The organism is Arthrobacter sp. SX1312, assembly GCF_002929295.1.
In the GTDB taxonomy this organism is placed as follows: domain Bacteria; phylum Actinomycetota; class Actinomycetes; order Actinomycetales; family Micrococcaceae; genus Arthrobacter_D.
Window position 1 is genome coordinate 869,372 of sequence record NZ_PJIM01000002.1, and the last position, 15,124, is coordinate 884,495.

At 70.6% G+C, this 15,124-nt stretch carries 17 protein-coding genes; 9 read left to right on the plus strand and 8 right to left on the minus strand.

All coding sequences use genetic code 11. The features are described from left to right. Positions 1-115: 115 nt before the first annotated feature. The 3 genes from sigJ to CXQ92_RS11600 all read right to left on the minus strand — a co-directional run bounded on the left by sigJ (position 116) and on the right by CXQ92_RS11600 (position 3,275). On the minus strand, positions 116-1,000 hold the full coding sequence (gene sigJ, locus CXQ92_RS11590) for an RNA polymerase sigma factor SigJ (RefSeq protein ID WP_219815711.1): 885 nt from the start codon (positions 998-1,000) through the stop codon (positions 116-118). Between the two features lie 5 nt (positions 1,001-1,005). After that, the gene (locus CXQ92_RS11595; RefSeq protein WP_104167870.1) at positions 1,006-2,154 is read right to left on the minus strand and encodes an NAD(P)/FAD-dependent oxidoreductase; all 1,149 of its coding nucleotides are present in this window, start codon (positions 2,152-2,154) and stop codon (positions 1,006-1,008) included. A gap of 101 nt (positions 2,155-2,255) precedes the next feature. Next, the gene (locus CXQ92_RS11600) at positions 2,256-3,275 is read right to left on the minus strand and encodes a LacI family DNA-binding transcriptional regulator (protein ID WP_104167871.1); all 1,020 of its coding nucleotides are present in this window, start codon (positions 3,273-3,275) and stop codon (positions 2,256-2,258) included. Positions 3,276-3,387: 112 nt separating this feature from the next. Between CXQ92_RS11600 and CXQ92_RS11605 the strand changes: the two genes are divergently transcribed. From CXQ92_RS11605 to CXQ92_RS11615, 3 genes are all read left to right on the plus strand, one after another. After that, entirely contained in the window at positions 3,388-4,122 is a 735-nt protein-coding gene (locus CXQ92_RS11605; protein WP_104167872.1) for a sugar phosphate isomerase/epimerase, read from the plus strand. After that, entirely contained in the window at positions 4,119-5,246 is a 1,128-nt protein-coding gene (locus CXQ92_RS11610) for a Gfo/Idh/MocA family protein (protein WP_104167873.1), read from the plus strand. The genes CXQ92_RS11605 and CXQ92_RS11610 overlap by 4 nt, the downstream gene beginning before the upstream one ends. 207 nt (positions 5,247-5,453) lie before the next feature. Continuing rightward, positions 5,454-6,086: a uracil-DNA glycosylase gene (locus tag CXQ92_RS11615; protein WP_104167874.1), complete on the plus strand. Its 633-nt coding sequence runs from the start codon at positions 5,454-5,456 to the stop codon at positions 6,084-6,086. Positions 6,087-6,143: 57 nt separating this feature from the next. On the opposite strand, the gene CXQ92_RS11620 is transcribed toward CXQ92_RS11615, so the two are convergent. The 3 genes from CXQ92_RS11620 to CXQ92_RS11630 form a co-directional block, all read right to left on the minus strand. Next, positions 6,144-6,500, minus strand: a complete 357-nt coding sequence (locus tag CXQ92_RS11620; protein WP_146067458.1) for a hypothetical protein — start codon at positions 6,498-6,500, stop codon at positions 6,144-6,146. 167 nt (positions 6,501-6,667) lie between these two features. Continuing rightward, positions 6,668-6,880: a hypothetical protein gene (locus CXQ92_RS11625; RefSeq protein WP_104167876.1), complete on the minus strand. Its 213-nt coding sequence runs from the start codon at positions 6,878-6,880 to the stop codon at positions 6,668-6,670. 117 nt (positions 6,881-6,997) lie between these two features. Continuing rightward, entirely contained in the window at positions 6,998-7,417 is a 420-nt protein-coding gene (locus CXQ92_RS11630; RefSeq protein WP_104167877.1) for a DUF1801 domain-containing protein, read from the minus strand. A gap of 131 nt (positions 7,418-7,548) precedes the next feature. Between CXQ92_RS11630 and CXQ92_RS11635 the strand changes: the two genes are divergently transcribed. The 3 genes from CXQ92_RS11635 to CXQ92_RS11645 all read left to right on the plus strand — a co-directional run bounded on the left by CXQ92_RS11635 (position 7,549) and on the right by CXQ92_RS11645 (position 10,616). Continuing rightward, positions 7,549-8,616, plus strand: a complete 1,068-nt coding sequence (locus tag CXQ92_RS11635) for a spore photoproduct lyase family protein (protein ID WP_104167878.1) — start codon at positions 7,549-7,551, stop codon at positions 8,614-8,616. 96 nt (positions 8,617-8,712) lie between these two features. Beyond that, positions 8,713-9,870 carry a glycoside hydrolase family 26 protein gene (locus CXQ92_RS11640; protein ID WP_258069879.1) on the plus strand — a complete coding sequence of 386 codons (1,158 nt, stop codon included), beginning with the start codon at positions 8,713-8,715 and terminating at the stop codon, positions 9,868-9,870. Further along, positions 9,867-10,616, plus strand: a complete 750-nt coding sequence (locus CXQ92_RS11645) for a YqjF family protein (RefSeq protein ID WP_258069880.1) — start codon at positions 9,867-9,869, stop codon at positions 10,614-10,616. Before CXQ92_RS11640 ends, CXQ92_RS11645 begins: the two co-directional genes overlap by 4 nt. Before the next feature lie 163 nt (positions 10,617-10,779). On the opposite strand, the gene CXQ92_RS11650 is transcribed toward CXQ92_RS11645, so the two are convergent. Next, positions 10,780-11,478 carry an SDR family oxidoreductase gene (locus CXQ92_RS11650; protein WP_104167879.1) on the minus strand — a complete coding sequence of 233 codons (699 nt, stop codon included), beginning with the start codon at positions 11,476-11,478 and terminating at the stop codon, positions 10,780-10,782. A gap of 124 nt (positions 11,479-11,602) precedes the next feature. Here CXQ92_RS11650 and CXQ92_RS11655 point away from each other — a divergent pair, with 124 nt between their 5' ends. Genes CXQ92_RS11655 through CXQ92_RS11665 form a run of 3 tightly spaced genes read left to right on the plus strand, consistent with a single transcriptional unit; the run spans position 11,603 to position 14,089 of the window. Continuing rightward, positions 11,603-12,040 carry a nuclear transport factor 2 family protein gene (locus CXQ92_RS11655; RefSeq protein WP_104167880.1) on the plus strand — a complete coding sequence of 146 codons (438 nt, stop codon included), beginning with the start codon at positions 11,603-11,605 and terminating at the stop codon, positions 12,038-12,040. Next, positions 12,037-13,452 (plus strand): cytosine permease, encoded by a 1,416-nt coding sequence (locus CXQ92_RS11660; RefSeq protein ID WP_104167881.1) that lies wholly within the window; start codon positions 12,037-12,039, stop codon positions 13,450-13,452. Before CXQ92_RS11655 ends, CXQ92_RS11660 begins: the two co-directional genes overlap by 4 nt. Beyond that, entirely contained in the window at positions 13,439-14,089 is a 651-nt protein-coding gene (locus CXQ92_RS11665) for a cyclase family protein (protein WP_104167882.1), read from the plus strand. The genes CXQ92_RS11660 and CXQ92_RS11665 overlap by 14 nt, the downstream gene beginning before the upstream one ends. A 150-nt stretch (positions 14,090-14,239) precedes the next feature. Here CXQ92_RS11665 and CXQ92_RS11670 read toward each other — a convergent pair whose 3' ends face one another. Further along, positions 14,240-15,103, minus strand: coding sequence for an aldo/keto reductase (locus CXQ92_RS11670; protein WP_104167883.1), 864 nt, complete (start codon positions 15,101-15,103; stop codon positions 14,240-14,242). Positions 15,104-15,124 lie beyond the last annotated feature (21 nt).

Below are 15,124 nucleotides of genomic sequence, written 5' to 3' on the forward strand. Positions count from 1 at the left end.
TCGGGCACCGCGTGCCACAAGGTCCCTGATTGCTAAACAACCTAAGTACAGCAAACCACAGGTCCCCCCGTGTCGGGCGGCCGGATCCATGGAGGTGCGCAGATCTTGCGTGTCGTCAGAGCCTTGCGGCTCGGGCCGGGCCGCGCAGTTTGTCCGGGTTCCGCACGAGGTAGATCCCGCTGATCCTGCCCTGCCCGTCCGCCTCCACGGCGACGGTCAGTTCCAGCCGGTCACCCGCATGGACCAGGATGCCCTGGCCGCCATTAAGAGGTCCGATGCCCACCCGCGCCCCCGGCGTCGGCGTGCGGCCGATCCTCAGAAGGAACCCGGCGATCGCCGCGGCCCCCAGGATGGGCTTGCGGGCGGCCACGACCTTGCCGCCGCCGTCGGAGAGCAGGACGGCGTCGGGGGCCAGGACGTCCATCAGGGCCTGCAGGTCACCCGTGCCCACGGCGGCCTGGAAAGCCTCGAGGGCCGCGGCGCCCTCCCTGGTGCTGCTCGCGGACCGGTCTGCGGCGCCGATGCGGGTCCGGGCCCGCACGGCGATCTGCCGTACCGCGGCCTGACTCTTGCCGAGGGCCTCGGCGACCGCCGGATAGGGCAGGCCGAAGACGTCGTGGAGCATGAACACGGCGCGTTGCTCCGGAGTGGCCTGCAGCAGCACCACGGTCAGGGCGTAGCTGAGTTGCTCGCTCATCATCAGGCGTTGCTCGGGGTCGTCGGCCTCTGCCACGAGCGGCTCGGGCAGCCACGGACCCGGGTAGGACTCCCGGCGGCGGGACACGGTCCGGATCGCGTTGAGTGCAGTCCTGGTCGCGATCGTGGCGAGGTAGGCCCGCGGATCCCGGACCCCGGCCGGGTCCACCCCGGCCCAGCGCAGGTAGCTGTCCTGGACGACGTCGTCGGCATCGGCGCGGGTCCCCAGGACCTCGTAGGCGATCGCGAACACCATGGGGCGATGCGCTGCGAACAGCTCGTCCTGCTCCGTCGAGGGGGCCATGGGCATCAGCCTACGGGCACGGCCGGACCGGCCGGCCACGTGTAGGACCCCGGTGTGCGCGCCTCCCCGGCCAGCCACGCGAGCGTCATCCGGCAGACCTGTTCCTTCCCCCATCCTCCGGCCCGCCCGGAGAGCGCCCAGCGGCGGGGCGCGTCATCTGCGTGGACGAACTGCACATGACCCCGTCCCGCGCCGAGGTCCAGGCACTGCGCGAGGTAGCCGGCGTCGAGCTCCGACGGGGCGGTGCCGGCCAGGCGGGCGAGCACGGTGTCGGCGGCGTGGGCGCCCATCGGCAGCGCGATCGCGCAGGACGCCCGCAGGTGATCCCCGGCGGTACCGGTGACGGACACGGCGTCGCCGGCGCCGAGGACGCGCTCATGGCCAGGCACGGCGAGTGTCGCGTCCACGACGAGCCGCCCGCTGCCGTCCACGGGCAACAGGCTGTCGGCCGCGAGGGACGGCACGGCGAGCCCCGCCGTCCAGATCGTCGCCGCCGCTGCCGGTCGTGGGCGTGCACCGGGAGCCCGGGGGGTCACGGTCCCCGTCTCAGGGTCCACGCTCCCGTGCTCGACGGTGATGCCGAGGCGGTGCAGGCGGCGGGCCACCGCGTCCCTGTCGGTGAGGGGATGGGCCGGCCCGGACGGGGCGACGACGGTGATGGACAGGTCCGGGCGCGTGACCGCGAGCGCGCAGGCCAGTTCGACTCCCGTGGGACCGGTACCGGCCACCGTCACCGCCGCACCGGGGGCCAGACGCGTGATGGCGCGCCGCGTTCCCGCCGCGGCCGCCGCATTGGTGACCGACAGCAGGGGAGTGGGCGGCTCTCCGCTGCCGACCGCGTACACCAGCCAGTCGAACCCGATCGGGGCGTGGCCCCGCAGGGTCAGGGACCGACGGTCGGCATCGATCCGGAGCGCCCGGGCGGGGAGGCGACGCACCCGTGGATGCAGCACCCTCGACCAGTCCACGCCTGCTGCGTCCCGGCTCCCGGCGGCGACCCGGTGCAGCCGGATCCGTTCGGTGAACTGCGCCCCCGGATCCACCAGGGTGACCTCGACGGGGAGTCGATCCGCTGTGCTCCCCGCAACCCTGTTCGCCGCCATCACCCCGGCGTACCCGCCACCGACGACCACCACCCGCACTGACCCGCTCATGACGCCTCCCTTCCTCAGGAATGTCCGACACCATCAAGACACCGCTCGCCGGCGGTCTGTGACAGGGGCGCAGCCGGACCGTGGGGGCCGGTCGGTCGTCCTCAGCCCGTGGCGGTGCTGGACCTGAGCACGAGTTCGCCGTGCGGCATGGGCTTCGTCTGGATGGTGCCTGTGTCGAGCAGGGCGAGCAGGAGTTCGGCGGCCACCCGGCCCTGCATGCCCGGGTTCCTGGACAGTGCCGTGACCGCGGGGGACGCGAGCCGGCAGTGCAGCGAGTCGTCCCAGCTGACCATCGCGACGTCGTCGGGGCAGCGCAGGCCGAGTTCGCGCAGGGCGAGCAGCCCGCCCATCGCCATCAGGTCGTTGCCGAACACCATCGCCGTCACCGGTGCCTCCGGTGCGCGGAGGAGTGTCACGACGGCGTCGTGCCCGGACGTGAGCGCGTAGTCGGTCTCCACCTGGACCACCTCCAAACCGTGGCGTGCCGCGCGCTCCCGTACGCCTCGGATGCGCTCCTCCTCGTGGACGAACCGGTGCGGGCCCGACACGTGCGCGATCCGACGGTGCCCGCGGTCGTGGAGGTGATCGACGATCGTGGCGGCGTCGACGGCGTGGTCCGTCGTCGTCCCGGAGTACGAGGCGGGCGCGGCGGATGCCGGTGCGCTGTGCAGCACGAACGGCAGGCCCAGCCGGTCCAGCAGGGTGGGCCGCGGGTCGTCGTGCAGGTGATCGAAGATGAGGACGCCGTCCACCTTCCGTTCGCCGGCCCAGCGCTCGTAGGTGGACTGCTCCTGGACCGGACCCTTGTCCACCATGCGGAGCATCAGGGCCATGTCCCCTTCGGCGAGGGCTGTCTCGATGCCCGCGAGCATCGCCATGTAGTGCGGTTCCGTGCCGATGAGGAGGGGATCGGCGGACAGGACCATCCCGACGGCGCCCGCGCGGGACCGGGAGAGGGCGCGGGCGGAGGAGCTGGGGTACCAGTCGAGTTCCTCGGCGAGGTCCAGGACACGGCGCCGGGTGAGTTCGCTGACCCCTGGCTGGCCATTGAGCGCGTAGGAGACCGATGCCTTCGAAATGCCCAGCCTCTTCGCCAGGCCGGTAATGGTTTCCTTGGACATGGCTTCCACAATAGCTCCACGAAATGCTTGACCGACCCCGTGATATCACCTAGGTTCGACCTGACTGCTGAACCGGTTCAGCATCCCCTATTCTCAGCGAGGAGAATCCCCCGTGACGTATTCACTCCAGCTCTACACCCTGCGGACGGCCATGGGAGAGGATCTGCCGGGCACCATCCAGCGTGTCGCCGCACTGGGCTACACCGCCGTCGAGCCCTACAACTTCGTCGCCACCGCCGACGAGCTCACGGCCGCACTCTCGGAGAGCGGACTCACCGCCCCGTCCGGCCACGCGCCCCTCCTCAGTGCGGATCAGGACGAGATCTTCGAGGCCGCACGCAAGCTCGGTATCGGCACCGTGATCGACCCCCACGTCGAGCGCTCGTCCTGGACCTCCGACGAGGACATCAGGGCCACCGCCGAAGCCCTCAACGCGGCAGCGAAGAAGGGTGCCGGGTACGGCATCACCGTCGGCTACCACAACCACGAGTTCGAACTGGAGGAGCGCATCGACGGCACCTCCGCCCTCGAGGTCCTCGCCGGCTACCTCGACCCGGAGGTCGTCCTCGAGGTGGATACCTACTGGGCGGCCGTCGGCGGCGAGGATCCCGCCGCGCTGCTCCGCCGCCTCGGCGACCGCGTACGCTTCATCCACATCAAGGACGGCCCACTCACCAAGCAGAACACGGAGCAGGTTGCCGTCGGCTCGGGCAGCATGCCCGTCTGGGACGTGCTCGACGCCGCTCCCGGGCTCGAGGCCGCCGTCGTCGAACTCGACGATTTCGACGGCGACATCTTCGCCGCCGTCGCCGACAGCCTCGCGTACCTGACGGAGGGAAGGAAATGAGCGCTCGATCGGAAGCCCGGCGCACCGGCCCCGTCGGCGTCGCCGTCATCGGAGCAGGGGTCATCAGCAAGGAATACCTGACGAATCTGACAGCCTTCCCGGACGTGACGGTGCACATCGTCGCCGACCTGCACGAGGAGGTCGCCGCGGCCCGGGCCGCGGAGTTCGGGGTGCCGTCCTCGGGCGGCGTCCAGGATGCGCTGAACCACCCCGACGTCGAGATCATCGTGAATCTGACCATCCCCGCAGCGCACGTCGAGGTCGCTACTGCCGCCGTCGAAGCGGGCAAGCACGTGTGGAGCGAGAAGCCCTTCTCGCTGGACCGGGAGAGCGGCACGGGCCTGCTGAAGGCCGCGGATGCCGCCGGCCTCCGCCTGGGCTGTGCTCCCGATACCTTCCTCGGCGCGGGCCTGCAGACGGCGCTGCGCCTGGTGGCGCGCGGCGACATCGGCGTACCCCTCACGGCGCTGACCCTGATGCAGTCCCCGGGCCCCGAGTCCTGGCACCCGAATCCCGCCTTCCTCTTCCAGGAGGGCGCCGGGCCGTTGTTCGACATGGGCCCCTACTATCTGACGACGCTCGTCCAGACCTTCGGTGCGATCACGAAGGTGGCGGGCTTCGGGTCGACGTCCCGCGATAGGCGCACCGTCGGTTCGGGGCCGCGGGCCGGTGAGGTCTTCGACGTCACCGTTCCGTCCCACGTCAGCGCGATCGCCCGGTTCGCGAACGGCGAGTCCTCGCAGAGCATCTTCAGTTTCGATTCACCGCTCCATCGCGCAGGGTTCGTCGAGGTCACCGGGACGGAGGCCACCCTCGCGTTCCCCGACCCGAACAACTTCACGGGCGACCTCGTGCTGACGCGCCGCGGAAGCGACGAACCGGAGGTCGTCCACGCGGTCGGCGCGACGTCGACGCGCGGTAGCGGTGTGCTCGAGATGGCCCGGGCCCTGCGCGAGGGGCGCCCGCACCGCGCCCAGGGCGGGACGGCGTACCACGTCCTCGACGCCATGGTCTCGATCGCGGAGAGCCTCGCCACCGGTGAGTTCGTCTCGCTCTCGAGCACCGCGACCGCCGCCGAGCCGCTGCCGGAGGACTGGGACCCGTACGCGGCGACCCTGTCCTGAGACCTCCCGGGGAACCCGACCACCACGCCCGCGAGGGACGCGGACGGTGGCCGGCGGGGCTCCGACAGCCCGCGTTCCGCCCGGGTCGAGCACCCGGCAGGGTCCGGTGGCCGCGACGCCGGTCGGGTACTGGCGTAGGCTGGGAGTTGCGGACACGTTCGCGCCACCTCTGGCGCCGTCCGCGAGGAGGCGGAATTGGTACAGCGTATGTCAGACCCCACGTACAGGGCACAGCAGTGGGAACAGCGATACGATCCGCAGATCGAGGACGTGAACCGGCTGTGCGACACCCTGGCCGAGTCGAAGCCGGGGTCGGCGGTGCCCTACATCGACCCGATCCACGACGTGGACGGCTGCAAGATCGTCAGCCTCTTCTCCAACCCCGGAGCCTCGCTGCCCTCCGGTTTCGTCTCGTTCGAGAACGACGACCCGAGTTCCATCCGCATGGCGGGGATCTACGAGGCCGTCGGTCTGCGGCCCGATGCCTTCATGCCGTGGAACGCCCACCCCTGGTACCTGCCGGAGGGCAAGGAGCGGGCGCTGACCATGGACCAGATCGCCGACGGCGTGAAGCCCCTGCTCACCTTCCTGCAGCAGGTCCCGCGAGCGTCGGCGCTCGTGGCGCACGGTGCCGACGCCCACAAGGCCGCCCGCCGGCTCATGAAGCTCGAGAACCGGGCCATCGCCAAGCGCGGGTTCAAGATCTACGAGGTCCGTTCCCCCGGGGAGCGCGCCTTCAAAGGCACGCCCGTCAACCAGGAGCTGTGGCTGAAGGAGATCCAGGCGGCCTACACCGACGCGATGGGCCGCGCCGGCATCCGCGCCCGGCAGTCCATCTAGGGCTCCTTCCGGATCCCCGGTCCACGTCGGGGACCGGGGCCGCCGCCCGGCCGCGCCTCAGGGACGGTCGCTGAGCGCGTGCAGAGGAGATTCGGCCGAGTGCTCCCTCGAACGCTTCAGGGTCAGTCCCCGCAGGGTCGCCGCGATGTCCTCGATGGACTGCTGGACCCACGCGAAGGCGTCGTCGTCCGTCCTCTGCGTCTCGAGGTCAGGGGCGCTCGCGCGGTGCGTGAGGGCGAGGCGCGCGACGGCTCTCTCGAGGTGCTCGAGCAGGGCGTCCGTCTCGGCACTGAGCTGGTGGACGAGGGTGTCCCCGCTTCGTGCGTCCCGGCCGCCGGGCACCATGTGGAGTGCGGTCCGGTGCGGCGCGGCTTCGTCCGTGGGCGTGGGGGCAGACGGGCACTGTGTGCTCATGTAGGTGAGACCTCGGTCTGTGTGATGACGGCACCCTGACATCGCTCAGGGGCGAAAAGGCATTGACACAGACAGTCTGCCATTACCCGGCAGTATTCTCCGCGTTCCATGCCGCAGGAATCCCGGAAGTTACCGACGAGTACGGACCGTGGGTCCGTCGCCGTCCATCAGGAGTCCCGCTTCGAGGTGAGGTAGGTCGACCCGTCCGGGTTGCGCACCACCGTCCACTGCTGCAACTCCTCCTGCCTCGCCCGCTGCGCTTCGTCGTCGAGGTAGACGATCGGGCCCGTGGTACTGCCGCGCTGTGCAGGTCCGAAGAACATGCGAAGTCTGCCCGTGGCCTGCATGAAGCGGGTCGACAGCGGATCCTTCGCGCTCATTGCTTCCTTTCGGCGTCCCGAGCAGGAGGTCGTCCTCCGTGGTGCTCTCCGGTCGGAGGCAGGGAACTACTCATCAGGATACTCGTCATCCCGTGTGAGGAGGGCGGCGTCCGGCGCCTAGGAGAAGTTCTCCGTCGTCATGAATCCGTGTCCGCGCCGCACCAGGTCCTCGAGCACGGCGAGGTCGACGGCGGCGAGCGAGGTGACGTATAGGCACCCGGCGCCGCGCCGGTGCTTGCCGAGGTGCGGCAGCAGCTCCTCCACCCCTGGTGCGGCGAGCAGGCCGTAGAGCGCCTGCGCCGTCGACCGTGGCGAGAATCCCACGGAGAGGGCATCGCCCTCGTGACCCGAGGCATACCGGTAGTGGTACCGGCCGAAACCGATCATCGAGGAACCCCACATGACGGCGCGCTCGCCCGTCACCCGGCCCATGAGGTCGAGCAGGACCAGCGCGTCGGCACGTCGCGTGGGATGCGCGATCGTGTCGATGAACGAGCGCGGGTCCTGATCCGTCGGCTGTGTCAGCAGTTCTGCCACGGTCCGGCCGCCTTTCCCAGGGGCGCGCCGTCGGCGCCTGTGCAGCCACAGTAGACGGGCCCGCGGCCCTCCGGAAGTGTCGGTGGCGGCAGGTACCGTCGGGGATAACGACGGACACTTCGAAGGGTTGCATGCTCCAGGCCAACAAGCTGCTTCAGATCAGCCGCATCTACGTCGAGCCGGCTGCGGCTGCCCTGCCCCGCGGCCAGGAGATCCTCGCACGGTGGCCGGACGCCGACGTCGTCGAGGTGGCGAGCCACTGGCGTATCCCGGAACTCAGCGGGGACGAGGCGAATGTGCGCCGATGGGTCCGCATCAAGACCGAGGCCCTGATCATCGGCGTCAAGAAGTCGCTCACCGCGAAACCCAACGGGAGGTCGGCGGACTTCATCGCCCCTTCGACGGCGAACGGCTGCGCCATGGCGTGTGCCTACTGCTACGTCCCGCGCCACAAGGGCTACAGCAACCCCATCACCGTGTTCGCCAACATCGACCAGATCAGCGGCTACCTCGAACGGCACGTGGCGCGTCAGGGCATGAAGCTGGAGCCCAACCAGTGTGACGACCAGGCCTGGGTGTACGACATCGGGGAGAACAGCGACTGCTCGGTGGACGCGCTCGTCAGCGACAACGTGCGGGACCTCGTCGACCTGTACCGGGACCTGCCGACCGCCAAGCTCTCCTTCGCCACCAAGTACGTGAACCGGGACCTGCTCGCCTGGGACCCCCAGGAACGCACCCGCATCCGCTTCTCCCTCATGCCCGAGAAGCTCGCCCGAACCGTGGACGTGCGCACCACGCCGGTCGCGGAGCGCATCGCCGCGATCAACGACTTCGTGGAGGCGGGCTACGAGGTGCACGTCAACTTCTCTCCCGTGATCATCACGCCCGGCTGGCAGGACGACTGGCGCGAGCTCTTCGGCCAGCTCGACGCCGCGCTGTCACCCGCGGCCAAGAGCCAGCTCGCGGCGGAGGTCATCTTCCTGACCCACAACCAGCAACTGCACGAGGTCAACCTCGGGTGGCATCCGCAGGCCGAGGAGATCCTGTGGCGGCCGGACCTCCAGGAGACCAAGCAGTCCCAGAACGGGTTCACGAACGTACGCTACGTCGCCTATGACAAGCGGGGCTATCTCGACGAGTTCCTCCGCCTCGCCGACGCGCAGCTGCCCTACTGCCGGATCCGCTATGCCTTCTAGCGCTCGACGCCGCGCGCGTCGCCGCACTGGCCCCGTCCGCCGCACTGGCCCCGTCCGCGGCGCCGGGCCGGGGCCGACCGACGGTACATTGTCACCGTGGTCTCAAACCTTGCGCGCCTCGTCACGGCGCTGTTGCTCCTCTGCCTGTGCGCCTGCAACATCAACCCTGCCGCCGTCGCCTGCGACCCCATCGATGGCCGGAACCTCGCGCCGGCCGAGGGCACGCTCATGGGCGTGAACCTGGAGTGGGGGAGGGAGACCCTCGCCGAGTACGCGGACAAGCTCGGCGAGCGCCCTGCCGTGGCCGTGACCTTCGCGGACTTCCCGTTCGCCCCGGAGGACCTCGTCAGTGCCGCCGCCGAGCAGGCGCGACAGACGGGAGCCATGCTCCTGCTGACGCTGGAGCCCGTGGATGGTCTGGCCGCCGTCACCGACGAGCGCGCGGGGGAGCTCGCGGCCCTGCTCGCGGGCTTCAACACCAGCGGGGTGCCGGTCATCGTGAGGTTCGCCCACGAGATGAACGGCTCCTGGTACGTCTGGGGGCAGCAGCCCGGCGAGTACATCGAGGCCTTCCGCCGCGTGGCCGACGCCGTCCACGCCGACGCCCCGGGGTCCGCGATGATGTGGGCCCCGAACTACGGCGGCGGCTATCCCTTCGCCGGGGGCGCCCAGGAGTCCCTCCCCGGAGCCGCCGGCTTCCCGGCGCTCGACACCACCGGGGACGGCGTGCTGACCGCGCTCGACGACCCCTACGCGCCCTACTACCCCGGCGACGACGCCGTCGACTGGGTCGGCGTGACCATCTACCACTGGGGGAGCACCTACCCCTGGGGCGAGAGCGAGATGCCCGAGGAGGGCAAGTTCGTCGCCCAGCTCACCGGCACCTACGACGGCGCCAACGGCGACGAGACGATGCTCCCCGACTTCTACGCCGAGTACGGCGTGGGCCACGGCAAACCCGTCGCCATCCCGGAGACCGCGGCGCTCGTCCGCGATGACATCGGCGGCCTGCGAACCCTGAACATCAAGCGTGCCTGGTGGCAGCAGGTCTTCGACCCGGCCATCCAGGAGCGCCTCCCGCGACTCGCGATGGTCAACTGGTTCGAGTGGAACAAGGTCGAACCCGAGGTGGGCTCGGCCGTGGACTGGACCGTCGTCGAGGATCCCGCGATCCGCGCCGAGTTCACGGCCGCGCTGCCCGACTGGTACCGGTTCGCCGACGAGCCCGAGGACTGCGGGGAGCCGCTGTCATGACCGCCGAACCCCATCAGGGCCCGGACCGGTACCTCGCCCCGGAGCTGCCACGCCCCGTGATCATGGACCAGTACTGGGCGGACGCCGTCTTCCTCCACTGGCGGATCGACGCCGCGGTCGTCGCCGGGTTCATGCCGCCCGGCGTCGTGCCGGACGAGGTGGACGGCTCCTCCTGGGTGGGACTGATCGGCTTCCGGATGATCGGTGCGGGACTGGGCCGCGGCCTGCCCGTCCCGTACGTCGGGTCGTTCACCGAGATCAACGTCCGGCTCTACTCACGCGGCCCCGACGGCGTCCGCGGCGTCGTGTTCGTGACGCTGGATGCCTCCCGCCTTGCCGTCGTCCTCGCCGCCCGCGCCGGCGGAATCCCCTACGTGTGGTCGAAGTGCGCGCCGCTCGCGCGTGGGGAGGGTGAGCGCGGGGAGTACGGGTACGACGTCGCCCGGTACCGGCGGCAGGCCCGCTCCCGCTTCGCCGTGCGGCCAGACACGGGCGCGACGGCGGCGGACGCGCTGTCCCTGGAGCTCACCGCGCGCTTCGGGCTGCACAGCGTCCTCGCCGGACGCACCCTCTACATCCCCAACACCCACACCCCCTGGCCGCTCCACCCCGCCACCCTGACGGAGCTCGACGATGGGCTGCTCGCCGCGGCGGGGCTCCACGTGGACGGTCCGCCGGAGTCCGTGCTGTTCTCGCCCGGCGTGCAGACGCAGTTCGGGAAGCCTCGCGTGGTCCACCGTCCCTGACCCTCGGACCCCTCCTGTCCGCTCCCGCCGCGTCCTGCGGGGCGGTGCTCGACGGGGGCATCACGGTCGAGGACGACCGGCCCGCGAGCGGGGCCGAGTACAGCCGGGGCCTGTGCTTCTCACCGGGGCGTAGCGTCATGACGCTACGCCCCGGCCGGCACCGTCACGCGCGTGCGATGCCCGAGGGCCGGATGCTGAGTGTCTCGATCGTCGATTCGCGGGTCGCGTCCACGGCGAGGCGTACGGCCCGGGCTACCTGGTCCGGCTGGATCCACGCCTCGGGCCGGTAGTCCCTGCCCTCCCAGGTATGCAGTTCCTCCTGCATGTCCGTGGCGACCCTGCCGGGATGGATGGAGCTGACCCGGACGCCGTGCGGGCGCTCCTCCTCGCGCAGGGCGTCCGTGAGGGCGCGCAGCGCGAACTTGGTGCCGCTGTACGCGGCGGAACCCGCCCCGGAACTGTAGCCGGAGCCGCTGTTGATGGCGATGACCTGGCCGCCGGCCGCGCGCAGGGCCGGGAGCAGCGCCTTCGTGAGGGCGGCCACCGCGAACACGTTGACCTCGAAGCTCTCGCGCCAGGCGTCGTCGGACAGCTCCGCGACCGACCCCATCCGCAGGACACCCGCGGAGTGGACGAGGACGTCCAGTCGCGGGATGCCGGCGACCGCGGCGGCCACCTGGCCGGAATCGCGCAGTTCCGCGGCGAACGGTTCCGCGGAGGGGAACGACGCCGACAGCTCCGCGAGGGCGGTCAGGTCACGTCCGCCGAGCAGCAGGTGGTGCGTGGTGCCGAGCTCGTCGGCGATGGCACGGCCGATGCCGCGGGAGGCGCCCGTGATGAGGGCGACGGGAGAGGAGGCCATGCCCTCACCCTAGCAACGGGCTGTTCACCCGCCGGGCGTGCTTTGACAATGAAGTCCACGTCACACAAAATCGCCTGACAACAAAAGTTCACTGGGGGACAACTTCAGAGAGATGAGAGGGCACATGCCTGACGTGAATCCACCCCATGAGATCCTCACGGAGGCCGAGGTCCTCGCGGCAGCCGACGCGCTCGTGACCGCTTTCCGCGCGACGGACACCGAGGCGTACTTCCGGTGCTTCGCCCCGGACGCCACCTTCGTGTTCCACACGGAGCCCCGCCGGCTCGAGGACAGGGCCGCCTACGAGGAGCTGTGGGCGGGGTGGATGGCGGATGGCTGGCGCGTGACGGACTGCATCAGCAGCGGTCCCCGCGTGCAGGTGGTCGGGACCACGGCGATCTTCACCCATCACGTCCGGACGACCACCTCGGTCGGAGGCGCGACCGGGACGACCAGCGAGCGGGAGACGATCGTGTTCCGCCGCGCCGGGTCCTCGATCGAGGCCGTCCACGAACACCTGAGCCCCGCCCTCGAAGACCCCACGGAAGAGAGCGCAGCATGACGCAGGCCTCCCGGACCTCGGCGTATCGGCGCCTGTCCGACCACCTCGACAAGAACTCCGACGGGTACGGCCCCCTCCGCGGCACGCTCGGGACCGCGCGCATGGGCATGATCTGGCTCGCCGCCAACCTCGTCGTGACCACCCTGCTCACCGGGACGCTCTTCGTCCCGGGCATCAGCTGGGGCCTCGCGGTCGGCATGATCGTCCTCGGGACCCTGATCGGCGGCTCGGTGCTGGTGCTGGTCGGGAACATGGGCACCCGGACCGGCCTGGCCACGATGTCGCTCACGAAGGGTTCCTTCGGGCTCCGCGGCTCCTTCCTCCCGGTCGCCGCGAACGTGATCATCCTGATGGGCTGGAGCTGGGTCCAGGCGATGCTCGCGGGGGTCACGGTCAATTTCCTCGTCGAGCAGGCCACCGGCTTCTCCAGCCCGGTGCTGTTCTCCGTCCTCTGCCAGCTGCTCGTGGTCTGCCTCGCGATCTTCGGCCACACGGGGATCGCCCGCGTGGAGCCGTGGCTCGCCCTCGTGATCCTCGCCTTCATGGCCTACATCTTCACCACGGCGTTCCTCGCGTACGGTCCGGCGGACTTCGCGGCGATCCCGCAGGACGCCGCCGCCGGGTGGACGCCCGTCGCGACGCTCGACGTCGTCATCGCGACCGCCATCTCGTGGACCGTCCTCTCCGCAGAGTTCAACCGCCTCGCCCGGACGCAGGCAGCCGGCATGATCGGTTCCGGGGTGGGCTACGTCCTGTCCACGGTCCTCGCCATGACCCTCGGCGCCACGGCCATCGGCTACGTGGTGCTCGACGGCGGCGAGGCCGTTCCCTTCGACCCCACCGTGATCGTCGCCGCCTTCGGCGCACCGCTGGCCGTCGTGATCTTCCTGTCCGTCATGGCGACGAACACCATGGTGGTGTACGGGATGGTCGCCTCCGTGGTGAACATGGCGCCGTCGCGCCGCGTCACGTTCCTCCCGACGGCGATCGTCCTCGGCGTGATCTCGATCCTCGGCTCCACGTGGCTGGCCCTCCTCGACCAGTTCACCGCCTTCCTGACGGTGATCGGCGCACTGTTCATCCCGGTCTTCGCCGTCATGCTCGTCGACTACTACGTGCTGAAGTCGCGCCACTACGGACGCGACATCCTGCGCGCCCGTGGCGGGGAGTACTGGTACCGCGGGGGAGTCAACATCGCCGCCGTGCTGGTGTGGCTGGTCGGGGCGGGCGCCTCCCTGCTGCTGACCTACCGTGTCCCGAGCCCCATCGGCGCAACGATCCCCACCTTCGTGCTCTCGGCCGTGCTGTACCTGGCCTGGGCAGCGGCCACCGGGCGGATCGACCGCACGCGGCGCCCCCACGTCCACCTGCTCGACCTGCCGGAGGAAAGCCCCGCCCGTGCGGATCGTTGACCTGTCCCAGCCGGTCCACACCGGGATGCAGGTCTATCCAGGGGACCCGGAGGTCACGCTGACCACGGTGGCCACCGTCGTCGAGGACGGCTACCAGGTGGCATCCCTGCACGCCGGCTCCCACACCGGGACCCACCTCGATGCCCCCCTCCATTCGATCCCCGGAGGGCGGGCGGTGGACGACATCGACCTCGCCCGGCTCGTGGGGTCCGCGAGGATCGTGCGGTGCACGGGTCTCGCCGCCCGCGAGATGATCCCGTGGTCCGCCGTGGCCGACCAGCTCGAGGACCTCGACGGCGTCGCCATGGTGCTTTTCCGCACGGACTGGTCCGAGCACTTCGGGACGGAGCGCTACCTCGAGCACCCGGTCCTCGCGGCCGAGGTGGCCCGGCAGCTGCTCGCCGCCGGGATCACCGTGGTCGGCGTCGACACCCTCAACCCGGACGCCACCCTCGACAACGGGGACGATCTGCCGTTCCACACCGTCTTCCTCGGCGCGGACGGGGTGATCGTCGAGAACCTCGCGAACCTGGCGCAGGTCACCTGGGACCGCCCGCTGGTGTCGGTACTCCCGCTCGCCCTGGCCGGGACGGACGGCGCGCCCGTCCGAGCCGTCGCGATGCAGCCGGACGCCTGACGGCTCCCGGGCGATCGTGCCCGGCGCGGCGGCCCCGGGCCGTGACCGATCGGCGGGGCCCGGCACCCCACGGGACCGGGAGGGTCCCGTGACGCGGACGCCCGCGCCCCCCGGAGGGAACGCGGGCGTGCGACGCGGACGTGGTGCCGGTCAGTCGGTGCGGGAGAGCATCGCGATCTCGTCGGAGGACAGCTCAAGCTCCTCGGCGCGGGCCGAATCCTGGATGCTCTCCGGGCGGGATGCGCCCGGGATGGGGATGACCGTCGGTGCCAGGGCGAGCTCCCAGGCCAGGCACACCTGCTGGGGGCTGACACCGTGCGCGTCGGCGATCTCCTGGAAGGGCGTGAACTGCTCGCCGAGCCCGCCGGCCTTCTTGATGCCGCCGAGCGGGCTCCAGGGCAGGAAGGCGATGCCGTTCTCGCCGCAGTAACGGAGCTCGTCCTCACTCGACCGGAAGGCGGGGGAGAACTGGTTCTGCACCGAGGCCAGGGCTCCGCCGAGGATCTCGTTCGCCTTCCGGATCTGGTGCACGGTGGCGTTCGAGATACCGGCCATGCGGATGACGCCCTCGTCCAGGAGGTCCTTGAGGGCACCCACGGACTCCTCGTAGGGGACCTCGGGGTCCGGTCGGTGGAACTGGTAGAGGTCGATCGCGTCCCCGCCGAGCCGCTTGAGCGAGGCCTTCGCCGCCTCCTTCAAGTACTCGGGGCGGCCGTTCAGCGTCCACGACCCGTCGCCCGGCCGAAGGTGCCCGCCCTTCGTGGCGACGAGGACGCCGGAGCTGTCCCCGCCGTAGTGGGCCAGCGCCTTCGCGATCAGCAGCTCGTTGTGGCCCACCTCGTCGGCGTCGCGGTGATAGGCGTCCGCGGTGTCGATCAGGGTGACACCGGCGTCGAGCGCAGCGTGGATGGTGCGGATGGAACGGTCCTCGTCGGGACGTCCCTCGATGGACATGGGCATGCCGCCCAGGCCGAGGGCGCTGACCGGGGTACCGCCGAGCGAGCGTTGCTGCATTGTCGTTCTCCTTTGGATAGA